Origin of the sequence: Microcoleus vaginatus FACHB-2002 (assembly GCF_040004035.1) — a bacterium.
GTDB lineage: Bacteria > Cyanobacteriota > Cyanobacteriia > Cyanobacteriales > Microcoleaceae > Microcoleus > Microcoleus vaginatus_C.
This window is the reverse complement of the sequence record NZ_JAMPLN010000067.1, coordinates 1-14,680: the sequence shown is the minus strand read 5'-3', so window position 1 is coordinate 14,680 and position 14,680 is coordinate 1. Positions and strand designations below refer to the sequence as shown.

At 46.5% G+C, this 14,680-nt stretch carries 9 protein-coding genes; 4 read left to right on the top strand and 5 right to left on the bottom strand.

The genetic code is table 11. The features are described from left to right. Positions 1–12: 12 nt before the first annotated feature. On the bottom strand, positions 13–207 hold the full coding sequence (locus NDI35_RS28900; protein WP_445315024.1) for a hypothetical protein: 195 nt from the start codon (positions 205–207) through the stop codon (positions 13–15). 289 nt (positions 208–496) lie between these two features. On the opposite strand from NDI35_RS28900, the gene NDI35_RS28895 reads away from it, so the two are divergent. Further along, the gene (locus NDI35_RS28895) at positions 497–1,084 is read left to right on the top strand and encodes an FKBP-type peptidyl-prolyl cis-trans isomerase (protein ID WP_445315708.1); all 588 of its coding nucleotides are present in this window, start codon (positions 497–499) and stop codon (positions 1,082–1,084) included. 92 nt (positions 1,085–1,176) lie between these two features. Here NDI35_RS28895 and NDI35_RS28890 read toward each other — a convergent pair whose 3' ends face one another. The 3 genes from NDI35_RS28890 to NDI35_RS28880 all read right to left on the bottom strand — a co-directional run bounded on the left by NDI35_RS28890 (position 1,177) and on the right by NDI35_RS28880 (position 11,265). Beyond that, the gene (locus NDI35_RS28890; protein WP_445315707.1) at positions 1,177–5,274 is read right to left on the bottom strand and encodes a replicative DNA helicase; all 4,098 of its coding nucleotides are present in this window, start codon (positions 5,272–5,274) and stop codon (positions 1,177–1,179) included. Between the two features lie 166 nt (positions 5,275–5,440). After that, entirely contained in the window at positions 5,441–5,899 is a 459-nt protein-coding gene (rplI, locus tag NDI35_RS28885) for a 50S ribosomal protein L9 (RefSeq protein ID WP_006634794.1), read from the bottom strand. Positions 5,900–6,168: 269 nt separating this feature from the next. Continuing rightward, complete coding sequence (locus NDI35_RS28880; protein WP_445315706.1) at positions 6,169–11,265, bottom strand: PAS domain-containing protein; 5,097 nt, start codon at positions 11,263–11,265, stop codon at positions 6,169–6,171. 618 nt (positions 11,266–11,883) lie between these two features. Here NDI35_RS28880 and NDI35_RS28875 point away from each other — a divergent pair. Beyond that, positions 11,884–12,723: a glycosyltransferase family 8 protein gene (locus NDI35_RS28875; protein ID WP_445315705.1), complete on the top strand. Its 840-nt coding sequence runs from the start codon at positions 11,884–11,886 to the stop codon at positions 12,721–12,723. A 2-nt stretch (positions 12,724–12,725) separates the two neighbouring features. Here NDI35_RS28875 and gloB read toward each other — a convergent pair whose 3' ends face one another. Beyond that, on the bottom strand, positions 12,726–13,499 hold the full coding sequence (gene gloB / locus NDI35_RS28870; RefSeq protein ID WP_445315704.1) for a hydroxyacylglutathione hydrolase: 774 nt from the start codon (positions 13,497–13,499) through the stop codon (positions 12,726–12,728). A gap of 235 nt (positions 13,500–13,734) precedes the next feature. Between gloB and NDI35_RS28865 the strand changes: the two genes are divergently transcribed. Together NDI35_RS28865 and NDI35_RS28860 are read left to right on the top strand one after the other, a co-directional pair. Further along, complete coding sequence (locus tag NDI35_RS28865) at positions 13,735–13,938, top strand: hypothetical protein (protein ID WP_190659093.1); 204 nt, start codon at positions 13,735–13,737, stop codon at positions 13,936–13,938. 200 nt (positions 13,939–14,138) lie between these two features. Beyond that, the coding region (locus NDI35_RS28860; RefSeq protein ID WP_445315703.1) for an NAD-dependent epimerase/dehydratase family protein at positions 14,139–14,680 on the top strand (542 nt) is incomplete at its 3' end.

Sequence of the window (14,680 nt, the reverse complement as noted above, 5' to 3'; positions counted from 1 at the left end):
ACCCATTTGTCGCTACGAGCGACCGATGATCGGTACGAGCGACCGATGATCGGTACGAGCGACTGATTGTCGGTACGAGCGACTGATTGTCGGTACGAGCGACTGATTGTCGGTACGAGCGACTGATTGTCGGCTCAATCGCCTGATTGTCGGTATGATCGAATCAATGACGTGGCGATCGACCGTCCTCACTCTTTTAAGATACAAGGGGCGGGCTTTCCTTCGGATCGCGAAAGCTAACGCTAACGCGCGCGAGAAGTTCGCTGCTATCTTGTGATAAGATTGTCACCCGAAGGCAGAAGGCTAAAAAAGGCACTTATGTAGAAGCCATTTATGTAGAATTACAAACATTTTGACTTCATACTTTTGCCTTGAAAATTATCTGGCACCTGCCCTTTTTTGGTGGAAAAGTTCAGATAAAATTTGGTAGTTCTTGTTGTACTAGATGTCTTAGATATCTGAGATATCGCGGTTAAAAGTATCAGGAGGATTAATTTTGCGAGGAGTTCTAGTCAGCTTGGGAGTAATGCTGGTTTGCTTTTTGTTTTTGATAGTCGCTCAAATGGGCGGTTCTGGGTCCCAAGCAGTTGCAGCCGAATTGAACAATCTTTTACCCGAGACTGCTATTGAGAAGTTGTCAGCGCCGTCTTTGAATGAAAATAGCTTGCTAGTAGCTGATGCTACTTTACCAGAGGTACCAGCTACTATCGCTGGCAATAACATGACTGATAATACTGAGAAAACTGTCACCACCGATTCCGGTCTAAAATATGTTGAATTGAAAGAGGGTAATGGGGCGACTCCCAAAACCGGGCAGAAGGTTGTGGTGCACTACACTGGAACTTTGGAGGATGGCACGAAGTTTGACAGTTCGCGCGATCGCAATTCTCCTTTTGAGTTCCAAATTGGCGTGGGTCAAGTAATTAAGGGTTGGGATGAAGGTGTCGGTACGATGAAAGTTGGAGACCGCCGCAAGTTGATTATTCCCCCTGACCTCGGTTACGGTGCTCGCGGTGCGGGCGGGGTTATTCCTCCTAATGCTACGCTGATTTTTGATGTGGAATTGTTGAAAATCGCTGGCTAAGTAGCTCAATCTAATTCAACGTAAAATTTTTACGGTGTTTAGAAACCCGGTTTTTTTTAAGAAACCGGGTTTTTGTGTATGTTCTGGTTGATTTACGATCGCTTCGGAGATGCCAGATTGCGAAAGCAGGTATATTGGGCGTCAAATAATAGTTTGATGATTCCTGTGGGGCCGTTTCTGTGTTTGGTAATAATTACTTCTGCAATTCCGCGATCGGGCGAATCAGGGTTGTAATATTCATCGCGGTAGAGCATAATGACTAAATCCGCGTCTTGCTCGATCGAGTTGTGAACTATGATGTCATTAGCGACAAAATTATGCAGTGCAGGCACTGTTAAATCGTAAACCTCAGCTTCGCCATCAATTTCTATTGAGGCGATTTCATCCCAGTAAATATCGCTCTTAGATAAAAGGGCAAGTTCATCAGAGTTAACAATTGTAGCTAATCTCAATGCTCGTTCCCGACCGAGATTGTGTTTGTAAAGGGTTGTACCACAATACAAGTTGCCAAGCTGTGCTTGCATCTGGCGTGTAGTTAAACCAAATTGCTGCATAGCAGGAACAGCATACATCTTCCACACTTCACGCGGTATGACATCTCTATTAGTATTGCTAGAACGAATTTCAATGTATTCTGCAATTTCTGTCAGAGCTTGCTGTTTGTAGTTACCTACTGCACCAATCAAGTGAATAAACCTATCTAAATCAGGTCTTCCAGTAACCCAAACTTGATGTTGATCTCGCCCTTTCCCTGGCTGGGGGCTTAAAAATAAGCGGGCATTGATACCAAGTCTGAGTAAGAGTGACTGAACATCTCTTGCCAATTTTTCACTACTGGAAGCATAGTAAACACTAGGGTAATGACATCTACTCCTACCTGTTTTTATGCAACCATCAGTACACCAAAGATGGCGTAAAAATAAAGCTATTGCTTCTTGAGGCTGCTCAAATATTTGATTAGGGACAAACTTCTGGTGAGAACGCAGACCAAAAACACCTAAAGCATCTAGCCATTCAGTTACAGGATTCCTCACATTATGTGTGAGATGATAGGCGGCAGGAAGATAAACTTGATACCAATCACGTTCTTTACAAATACGAGGTATGATTCGCTCTCCAAAGACTTCTATTGCAAGATTTGCAACTGTATTGGCTAAATCTTCCTCTCTAGTAGTGTATTGAATAACGTGTCGAGGTAGAGTACATCCGTCTCCAATCATGTGTCCTAGCAAGGCTATTTCGGCATTGTCCATCGATTGGATGAAGGAACTTGATATGTATCTAGGTAGGGCAATGCGATCGCCTATTTTTAACTCGTCCAATCGTCGCCAACCGTGAATGGTTAAGAACTTATGATTGCCAGTGGCTCTAATTGCCCGTCCCAAACGAGTTTGCAGTCGTAGTACAGGCTTAACACCTGTAGCAAAGGCATTGCTAACAACGGCTTTTTCTAACTGCATGGTGGCTTCATTGAGCGCCCAAACTGTGAAGCCTGATTTCCCTACTAATTCACGAATTGGTACGCGCACACCAGTATCTGCTAGCATTACCAAACTATCACCTGTTAAGCAGCCGCTTTCGCGTAAATCAGACATCATGGGCCGCTTGTTTGTCCTCGCTTCCACACCCCGACTCAACTGAGATAAGGCAATGATAGGCACATTGAGTTCGCGGGCTAAACCTTTAAGACTTCTGGTAATTCGAGATAGTTCTTGCACGCGGTTGTCGCTGGTACCTTCCATTAATTGCAGGTAATCTAGCAAGACTAATCCTAGGGTTCCGCCTTGTTCTGCTTGGAGGCGGCGGACTTTCGATCGTATTTCTGTGACGGTAATATTGGGAGTATCGTCAATAAACAGCGGCAGTTCTGATAAATTGCCAATGGCTGTACTGATTGGTTCCCATTCGTTTTGACTGATTCTACCCGATCGCAATCGGTTGCTTTCTATTTTGGCTTCGCTGGACAGGATACGCTGCACTAGCTGTTCTTTCGACATTTCTAAGCTGAAAACGGCAACGGGCAATTTTTGCTGTCCAGCGGCGATGTGGTGGGCGATGTTGGTACAGAAAGCTGTATTGTGAACGCAGATATCGTTAGCCACAAAATTGTGCGTCTCCGGGATAGTTAAATCGTAGACTTGCTTGTTTCCCATCGGTTCGATAGAAACTATTTCATCCCAGTAAACCTCGCTATCTGCCAGTTGTTTCAGCCACAAATTATCTAAAGCCGTTGCTAAAACTAAAAATCTTTCCCTGGACAGCGCACGTTTACCAACGTGGATATTTGAATGACCTTTGATACCTGCGCGTTTTGCTAAGGATGCCCAAGATTCGTTGCCTTTGGCTAAGGCTAGGTATTCCCACGCCTCGACAGGAATTAAATCGCGGCTAGTTTGGTATTCTTTATTTTCTAATGCTTCTTTTACTTGGAATAAGGCTACCTCTTTGCCAAAAATGCCAATTTCTGATATGAATGTTTTAATTGATTTTGCGTCAGTAATATCGATTTGCCAAGCTGGTCTACGAGTATTTTTGTATTTGACAGAACGCTTTTTGAGGGCGGCAATGATGCCAAATCTCAGCAGTAGATGCTGGACGTGTCTGGCTAGTCCTTCGCTGACAGAACAGTAGCCTAGTTGAGATTGACCGCTGGTAAGTAGGGTTGCCCAGCCGTCTGTTGAAAAGAGGCGGTTGAGAAAAAGGGCAACTTGCGATCGCTCCAATTTAAAAACTATTTCTGGTACTGTTTTCTCATGAGCATTTTTTCCCATCAGACCTAACTTTTCTAACCAATTTCTAAGGGGATTTTTATGACTTGTATTAATAACATCCATTCCCTCATCGGCTAGGTGTTCTGGATCTACTCTTAAAACTCTGCAAATGCCACTAAATAATTCTTGATTGGGAAATGCTATTCCTTCCACCCAAGACCGGACTAATCGCGGTGGAACTTCCAATTCTAGCGCTAATTTTTTAGAGTCAAAATTTCGTTTTAAAAGGATTATTTCTAAATTATAACCAAAGTTTTTTATACTATCTGTGTAACTTTCTCGCTCGCCCATTATACAATATTCTGGTGTGCGCTTCCCTTGCTCGCGGAATCGCAGTTTAAGACCTCCGAAGCTAGTAGCAGCTTCAGCAAAATCTTGTAGTATAGCAGTATTTCCATTGGTGAACTTCGGCGCGCTGCGTGTCAAACACCCATCGCCAATTAGATAAGCCAATAATTTAACTTCACAGTTTCGGATGGTTTCTTTACCAAAAACATTCATCCTGCGGGGGACAGCAATTTTATCGCCTGCTTGTATTTCGGCCAACTGCCGCCATCCCTTAATTGTTAAAAATGGGTGCGTAATGGTAGTTTCTATAAAACGTCCCAGCCTTGTTGTTACCCGAAATACAGGCTTAATTCCATCATCTATAAAACCTGATGGTCTAGTTAGGTGAAATTGCCAATCTTCTCCTAATGTTAGTAATTCAGCTTGACGTTTTTGATAGATTTCTTCAATGGTAACAAGGCTTCCATCGCTTTGTACTATAACTGACTCATCTGTACAGCACTTTCCCATCGCCGGCCTGGCTGCAACGATGATTAAATCCGATCGCTGAAAGCCTCCTGTCATAGCATCTAAGTCGTAAAAACCGCAGGGAATGCCGGGAAGTGTCAGGCCTTCATTGCGATTTTCTAGGTCTTGAAATGTTTGGTTTAATGTTTCGCCGATCGACACTAAATCCTGTTGCGGACGTTCTTGAGTTATGCTGAAAATTTCTTGTTCGGCGCGGTCTAAGACTGTTTCCAGTGGTGTTGCCGTCTCGTAACCCAATTGTACTATGTTGTTGCCAGCTTCGATTAATTTGCGGCGCTGGTATTTGTCTTCAACTAAAACTGCATATTGGTCGATGTTGACTGCGGAAACTGTGCGATCGACTAATTGTGCTAATTTAGTTAGTCCTCCTACTTGCTCTAACTGGTTGCGGTCGGTTAGCGCAGTTGTTACCGTCATTAAATCGGTAGGTTGGCCCTGTAAAAATAGCCCTAATGCCGATCGATAAATGACTTGATGAGCGGTGATGGCAAAAAACTCCGGCCGCAGCAGTTCGGCAATTCGGGAAATAGCTTCGGGGTCAATTAAAATCCCGCCCAAAATTGCTTCTTCTGCCTCTATATTTGTCGGCATCAAATCGCTCATTAGTCAATATTTCTCAGTCATTAGTTATTAGTGGTCACTTATTAGTAATCAGTTCTCCATGTGTAAGTTAGCGTAACTCACTTTGCAAGTTAGCAGTGCTTAGTTGTTAGCTAATGACTAATGACTAACAACTAATGACTGATGACTGATGACTGATAACTCTTAATTACATCGGAACAACTTGAATATCAACTTCGGCGGTAACTTCTGCGTGTAGTTTGATTTCAGCTTTGTATGTACCAGTTTGGCGAATTTCGGGCAGAGTGATGCCGCGCCGATCGACTTCTTGACTGGTAGAGTTGAAAATCAGTTCTGCTACTTCTTGGTTGGTGACAGTACCAAAAATCGCGTCAGCTTCGCCAACTTGCTTGGAGATGATGAAAGGCCCAGCCGATTGGAGGGCGGTTTTGCGGACTTCAGCTTGCTGCTTGAGCTCTAGCTGGCGCAGTCTTTCTTCTTCACGGCGGCGCTCTGCTTGCTTCAGAATGCCCGGAGTGGCTCTAAATCCCATTCCTTGGGGTACTAGGTAGTTGCGGGCGTAGCCTGGGGCTACTTCTACTACGTCGCCAGCTTTGCCGAGTTTGCTGACATCTTTATTTAAAACTAATTGGACGCGCTTGGCCATGATCGTGGGTTGTGGGGTTTTAACTGCAACTTTTTATAATAGCGAAGTTTGAGGGGCGATCGCAAGGAAGTTCGGCAACGGATTTGGTAACGGATGTAACGGATATAACGGATGTAACGGATGGATGTTGAGATTCGAGGTTCGAGATTCGAGGTTCGAGGGAAGAAACAGGGATAATATTTTTAACGGGCAAATTCAGTTTGAAATTACGCAAAACCGGGGTGCTGTAATGAGCCAAATCAACTACAGTGCAATGTCTTACCGAGCACTCAGGCTTTATTTTCAAGGCGCTGGGCGATCGATCGCGCTACAGTAGCAACTAACTGGGTCGGATCGATCGGCTTGGCTAAGTGTTTGTCAAATCCGGCTTGCAAAACTTGGCGCTCGTTCGCTTCTCCAGCATAGGCCGTTAAGGCGATCGCCAACAACTGCCGATACTCAGGCGCAAGCTGAGTGCGGATGCGATTTATCAACATATATCCGTCCATCAGGGGCATTCCGATGTCGCTGACGAGCAAATCCGGTGCAGTTTGTTCGATCGACTGTAGCGCCTCAGCAGCAGACGACAGGGAAATCACCTCTGCACCCGCTTCCTCAAGCACGAAAGCGACAAAATCTCGCGAGTCGAGTTCATCATCTACCACCAAAATTCTCAATCCAGCTAGCGGCCTGGATGAGAGATCGGGACTAGCAGCCCCATTGAAGGCTTCCTCCTCCTGCCTTCTAGAATCATCATTTAATAGCGGTAATCTCACCGTAAACGTCGCTCCTTGACCTTCTCCTGCGCTTTCTGCAAACACCGTTCCGCCGTGAAGTTCGATCAGTTGGCGGACGATCGCCAATCCCAGTCCCAAACCGCCAAATTTGCGCGTTGTAGCGCCATCTTCTTGTCGGAAATGGTCAAAAACATAAGGCAAGAAATCGGGAATAATGCCTTTACCCGTGTCGGTGACTTGAATTTGAGCTTCGTGTTCGATTTGCCCTAATCGAACTTCTACTCGACCCCCTTCTGGCGTGAACTTCACCGCATTTGATAACAAATTCCACACAATTTGTTGCAAGCGACTTGTATCGCCGAGAACTTGCCCGACCTCGGGATTTAAGATTGTTTGGATTTGAATTTTTTTAGCTTCTGCTGCTAATTGCACGGTTTCCACAGCAGACGGAATAATGGTTGCCAGATTCATCGGAGCCACATTCAATCTGAGTTTTCCTTGCAGAATCCGAGACACGTCAAGCAAGTCTTCGATTAATTGAGATTGCAGTCTGGCGTTGCGCTCAATCGTCTCAAAGGCCTTCGCAGTTTGACTCGGCTTCAGCTTGCCGCCGACGAGGAGTTGCGACCAGCCTAAAATCGGATTCAGGGGCGATCGCAACTCGTGAGAAAGCACCGCCAGAAACTCGTCTTTAATGCGGTTAGCTCGCTCGGCTTCCGTGCGGGCAGTTTGTTCTAATTTAAGAACCATATCACGCTCGGTTTCCACTTGTTTGCGCTCTGTAATGTCGATTACAGAGCCGATATAACCCTCAAATTGTCCGCTTTCGGAAAATCGGGGAGCCGCCGCATCCATCGCCCAAGAATATCCGCCATCCTTGCGCCCGACGCGAAATTCTAGGCGGTACGGTTCCTGGCGTTCGTTGGCCATCAAAAATGCTTTTTTGACCTGTTCTCGGTCTTCTGGATGCGCCGCGTTTACCCAACCGAATCCCAAACCAGTTTCCTCCGTTTGACCTGTGAATTCATACCAGCTTTCGCTCAAGAAAGTGCAATAGCCTGTGGAGTCTGTTACCCAGACCATAAAAGGAGCGTTGTTAGCCATATTGCGGAATCGTTCTTCGCTTTCTTGCAGCGCTGCTTCGGCTTGTTTGCGTTCTGTGATATCCCGACAGACAATGACTCCGCCTTTGATTTCGCTGCTAGTATCAACTACCGGATAACCGCTGATACTGATCCAGCGACCTTCGGAATCTTCGCGGCGGACAAATACCTCTACATCATTGACATATTCACCTTTGATTGCTCTAGCTAGAGGTAGTTCAGCGTCGGGGAAGAAGGTTTTTTGGTCGGCCAAAAATAGTCCGTATGTTCTCGACCATTCCTCACAAGATTTTTCATTCGATAGCGGGCCGAATATGCCTACGGCGGCTCGGTTAAACAACACCAAATCCCCTTGTTGGTTGGCCAAAATCAAACCATCACCAATGCTGTCAATAATTACTTGCAGTAACTTAGTTTGTTCTTGCAGGGCGACTTCTGCTCGTTTGCGATTTGTGATGTCGCTTGAGATGCCAATCAAGCCGATGACTTCTCCCGCCTGATTGCGGTAGGGAGCTTTCATTACCAGAAATGTCCGAATGCCATCGTGAGATTCTTCGAGGACTTCTGTTTGGCCGGATTCCATAATGCGCCGATCGTTTTCCGTGACTGTGACTGCAAGTTCTTCTACTGGGTATAAATCCAGATCGCGACCACCAATTACTTCAGAAGCAGATTTGCCCATTATTTCCAGCGTGGCTGGATTTGCATAAATAATCTGTCCTTCTCGATTTTTGACAAAAATTGGCGTGGGTGCTGACTCGTTAATTACGTTCAAAATCGCATTTTTTTGCCGCAGTTCTTCTTCAGTGCGTTTGCGATCGCTAATATCGCTCCAATAAGCCGTAAGTCCTTCTGCCGCTGGATAGGCGCTCACTTCTATATACATCTGGAGCGACGGGGAAAACTCTTCAAATTTGACAGAAACTTGCTCGTTAACGACTCGATGAAATTCTTGATATGCCCTTGAATTGGATTCTCCCTCGGCGGGGAATACCTCCCAGATCGATCGACCTAACAAGTCGGCTCTCGATCGAGAAAGCAGTTTTTCGGCTGTGGCATTAACGTAGGTATAGCGCCATTGTGAATCGATCGCCATAAAGGCATCGGTAATACTTTCTATAATATTGCTGACTTGCTGGGAGGCCGCTTGCAGAGCGATTTCAGCGTTTTTGCGCTCGGTGATGATTTCGCAAAAAATCATGATGCCGCCAATCTCATTGGTGTTGGTTCGCCAAGGGTGAATTTCCCAGCGCACCCAGTCGATTAAGCCATCAGGGCGGGGAAACCGATCTTCTTGGCAGGTTTCGACTTCTCCCGCCAGACAGCGCTGGTGGATTTGTTTGAAATGCTCGGGCAAATTCGGAAAGATGTCGTAGTGGGAGCGGCCCACAATGTTTTGATCGCCGAGCCCGTAACTTGCCAGCCAGCGGTCGCTCACCAGCATATACCGCATCTGGCGGTCAAACATCGCCACCCCCGCAGGCGAATGTTTGACGAACAGCCGCAGTTGTTCTTCCTGTTGCTGCAGGAGATTCTCCGATTGTTTGCGCTCACTGATTTCTTTGAAAAGTAAGGCGACTTTTCGGCTCTGCGGCTCAGGAGTGCGGAACGCCGAAACCTCAAACCAGCGGTTGAGGGCTTCCGATCCCTGCTCCAAGCGCAGGGGTTCCCCTGTCAGCGCGACTTTGCCGTACATCTCAAACCAATAATCTTCGAGATCCGGAATGAGTTGTCGCGCCGTTTTACCCGCAGCTTGTTCGAGTCCGGTTTGCTTCTCGAAAGCCGGATTGACTTCTAAAAAGCGGTAATCGATCGGCTTGTCGTTTTCGTCAAACAGCATTTCGATGATGCAAAAGCCTTCGTCTAGGGACTCAAACAAAGTGCGATAGCGTTCTTCAGAGCGGTGCAAAGCAGCAAGAGCTTGTTTGCGATCGCTAATATCCATAAAGGCCGCCACACAGCCACGAACTGCGCCTTGTTCGTCAAATAACGGCACCGCATTCACCAACCAATCAAAGGCCACTCCGTCCTCGCGCACCATTTGAATTTCCATATCTCGCACTGGGACGCCGGAAGCCACGGCCAGTTGCATGGGGAGTTGTTCTCCCGGAATTTCTTCTCCGTTGCGGAGTCGCCTAAACGGAAGGACTGCCGCTTGCTCTCCGGTTCCAGAAACATTGGTATCGGCCGGCACTTGCAACATCGACAGGGCAAACCGGTTAGCGCGAATTACTTGACACTGTGGGTCGTCGGCGATCGTAATGCCAACGGGTACAGCATCAAGTATCGATTGCAGTTCATTAACTCGTCGCTCTAGTTCCTGGTTGAGCCGTTGAATTTCTTTTTGGGTAGCTTTGCGAGCGGTAATTTCCTGCACCGTCACATTCACGCCCAAAACGCGATCGTCCTCGGCTGTCAGTGGATAGACACTCAACAGCCAATCCTGTTCGACTCCCGGCTGTGCTGAGTTCGTCCCGCGAACTTCGAGCTGTTTGAGAGGAACTTTAGTTTCAATAACTTGTTGGTAAAGCGGCTCTAAATCATCTGCCATTTCTGGTAAGATTTCGCGCAATGTTTTGCCGATGTGGGCGGCGGCTGGAACTCCGTTAATTTCTGCTAGCCGATCGTTGAGGCGGACAAACCGCAACTCAGTATCGAGGAAGCAAAGTCCGATCGGCGCACTAGCATAAATCGCCTCGATTTCTGCTAGTTGTTGATGTGCCGTTTGCGCTTGTTGAATAAAAACAGCCCGATCCGCCTTCTGCTGAGTCACATCTTGAAAATAAACGGCAAGTCCCGATGGGATGGGATAAGCTCGTACCGCATACCAAGCATTGAGTGGCGGATAAAAAGATTCAAAACTAACCGTAACTTGGAACGTGGCGGCGTGGCGATATTCCTGCTCAAACAAACTGCCCACTGATTCGGGAAACTCTTCCCAAATCCTGTTGCCAATCAAATCTTTCGAGGGTCGATTCAGCCACCGCGCCGCTTGCGAATTGAGGTAGGTAAATCGCCAGTCTCGATCCAAAGCAAAGAACCCGTCCGAAATACTTTCGAGGGTGTCTGACAGTTGTGGCGCGGGCGCGTTACAGACTGGTTCTGGCTGAGGTTGAGCGATAGGAGTGAAGGTTGTTACTACCGCATAGGGAGTCGATCGATCTCGCTGAAATAAAGGTTGAGAATTGAGTGTCAACCAAATCAATTCTCCCTGTGGCCGATCGAAGCCCATGATGACATTTAAACATGGTTGCCCGGTTTGCAGCGCCACCATCGCCGGATGTGTCTCGCCGGGAAAATCCGAGCCATCTTCACGCAGAGTCTGCCACCGACTGTTGATTGAAGTGCATAAGAGCATCTGTTCTGCTGTCATCCCCAACAGATCCTGGGCGTGAGAATTGCACCCCTGAATGCTGCCATCTGCCAATTGCAGAACCATCCCTACATCAGTTGGCAAAGGCGGGGCTGGGTAGAAGGCTTTGTTAGAATCCGTTGAAACAGAGGGGTCGATTTTTGCTTGGGGTTCAGTATTGCGTGGGTTTTGCATCGGTTTCTAACAACGCTCATTTTACTTTGGGCAAAGCAAATCGCGATCAATAATAGGGAAATAACAGAGGAACTTTTGATTTGAGCAGGGTGACACTTCAAACCTAAGATGGATGTCGATCGTTCTGCGGTAATATCGATATCTAGACAATTTATTTTATCGTAGAGTCCCACGTCTGAACCAGTTGCGGGATTGAGCACAGGCGACGGGGAATTTTCTGGCTGTTTCAAATGCCAGGTTAGTCCGTCTCATTATTTTTCGCGTTGCTGCATATTACCAATGGGTGTTGCTCGTTTTCGGGCGCGCACAGATGGCACTTGCAGACAGGTAAATAAGTAGATGAAGCTTGAAAATACATAACCCCTCTCTTGCAGGGAGTGAAACGAAGCAATCGCTTTTGTTACGCCCGCCTTACATTCTGTTACATTATAAACTTTATTCGCGCCTACCTACTTAGAAACCCCGTTTCTTTGTGTAAATCTAACCCGCAATTTAGGCAAGATTTTGTTCGTCTCAACGGTAGATTGGCGATCGCATTTTCCTCAATACAGGGTCGCCTACTTCCTCCAGTCCCAACGTTTGTGTCACGTTTGCCATTCATCTCACAAATTTAATCCTATGCACATATTCACAGCAGCCGATCGCACCTATATTCTGGGGTTAGCAGCACTTCTCAAGTCTGTAGATCTGAATGTTAGCCAATCTGGAGAGCAGCCTGTAAAAATTAGCATTGTATCTACTAGGATAGAGCCACACAAAAAGGAACAGTTACAGAATTGCTGCAAATACAAGATTGATTGGCAAGAATTGCAATCTAATTACGACCAACTTCTTTCGATATCAGGTTCTAAACTTCCTTACGTTAAATTGGAGCCGCAAAAATATACCAAAGAAACAGAAAGGCTGATTTGGCTCGACAGCGATACGATCGTTCTGGGCAGCTTAGAGCCGCTGTGGAACCTATATTTTCCAACTCTGCCGATAGCAGCCGCAGCCAACTTCTGGGGAAATCTCAACAATTATCAAGATCGAAACCCTTATTTCAATAGTGGTGTTTTAGTTTACAACATGAAGCTTTGGGAGGAAGAGCAACTGTCGGAAAAGTTGCTCCAAAATGCTAGAACCCACGTTTGGGGCGATCGCGATCAAGGTGCATTAAATTCAGTTTTAGTGGGAAGGTGGAAGCAATTAGACCAAATATGGAATAACCACAAGACTGATGATATGTCAAGTAAAGTGATGCACTTTATGTCAAGACCGAAACCCTGGGAAAGCACTGCCCCCAATCCATTATGGCTCGATATGTTGTCTCAGACACCGTTTAAGGACGAACTGAAAAAAATTCCAAATAATTTTAAGGGGCTGTCGAGCTTTCACCTAAAATACAAAAGACTTGACAGGTGGTTGAGCGAACCGATCCTCAAGTTTAAGAGTTACCTGAAACAACCAAAACGTTAAGGTCAAAATTGGTCTTTCATGCCGCGCAATCGAGCGAAGGTTTGCACTGGATCGCGGGTGTTGGTGGCTGATTGGATCGTGGGAAAGTCCCAGCGCAAAAATGGGTTTGTGCTTTTTTCGAGGCCGATCGATGATGGTATTGTAGGTTGCGATCGACTGCGCGCTTCCTTGACTTCGGCGAAGCGCTGCTGTAAATCGGGATTGTCGCCATCCACACTCAAGGCAAATTGCAGGTTGTTCAGCGTGTATTCGTGGGCGCACCAAACTCTGGTATTGTCTGGCAAGTTTCGCAGTTGTCCCAGAGAGGCTAACATTTGGGCGGGAGTGCCTTCTTTGAGCCTGCCGCAGCCTCCAGCAAATAAGGTGTCGCCGCAGAACAATTCGCCGATTTCGCTGGGGTTGCTGGGGGGGAAATAGTAGGCGATGTGAGCTTTTGTGTGGCCGGGTAGGAAGAAGACTTCGGCGGTTCTGTTGGCGAAAGAAACTCGATCGCCCGCTTGTAAAAACACTTGCTGTCCGGGAATTCTGCCTCTATCTTCGGCGCCACCGTAAACTTTAATTTGGGGAAAGCGATCGATCAGTTCCTGATTGCCGCCTATGTGGTCGCTGTGGTGGTGGGTATTGAAAATTGCTGTTAATTCGGCTCCGAGTGCTTGGAGTTGCTCTAATACTGGCTGCGATCGTGCTGGATCGACGACGGCTGCTGTGTGGCGATCGGGGTCGTGCAGCAAGAAAATGTAATTGTCGGACAGTACCGGAAGCCGATAAACCTGCATAGAAAAGTGCCTCTCTAGGAAAAATATTATATAATTAAGTTAGTCTGAACGCTATCCGAAGGCTGATTGCAGATTTATTAAGTCCGCATATCTATCTTGGGAAGTAAAACTCTGATAAAACTCTGATGCGTTATTTCTGCTGTTGAGCAAATTGATGTGCGGTCGGGTACGCATCATTTTTGAGTCAAGAACTGCAATCCGCTTTAACTATTTTGGCATAAAAGCGATCGAATAAATGCGAACATCTCACAACAAATCGAACTTAACAATTTCTCAAAAAGTCGATCGGATTGTAGCGTCTGGCAAGATCACTCGCAGGGAACACTTAGTTTTGACTTCGGCTATCCTGTCAGATGATAAAATTTCAGAAGAGGATCGACATCAAATCAATCGGATATTTGATTATATCCAAATTGGTCGCCTCAAGTTTATCGATTGAACAGAAAGACTTGCACAGTCAGCATCTATCTGGAGTGTAAAAAGCGTTTTTTAGGAGTGCGATCGTCCCGTCGGGCACAGCAAAGCCTATATATTTCGCTTGAATTCTCCGGCTCACGCGGAGTGTGAAAGCGTCTGATGTGGAAGTCTCAAAGTAACAAGGCTCTTGGCAATCCCAGCTACAAAAACAGGCAGAAGAAAATGAGTGCAGACAAACAAACTATTTTGGTGACGGGTGGAGCTGGATATATTGGCTCTCACGCTGTATTAGCGCTGAAAAACGCCGGTTACGGTGTGGTGATTTTGGATAATTTAGTTTACGGTCACAGAGATTTAGTAGATCGGGGTTTGCAGGTGGAGTTAGTAGTGGGCGACACGAACGATCGAACTCTTCTCGATAACCTGTTTGCTACGCACAAAATTGATGCGGTAATGCACTTTTCTGCATACGCTTACGTGGGCGAATCTGTTACCGACCCAGCTAAATATTATCGCAACAATGTCATCGGCACTATTACGCTTTTGGAAGCAATGATCGCTGCTGACGTGAAGAAATTTGTGTTTTCTTCTACTTGCGCGACTTACGGAGTACCGCAGAAAATTCCGCTCACAGAAGACCACCCGCAAAACCCGATCAATCCCTACGGTGCTACTAAGTTAATGGTAGAACGGATTTTGTCGGATTTTGACGCTGCGTACGATTTCAAGTCTGTTTGTTTCCGCTATTTTAACGCGGCTGGGGC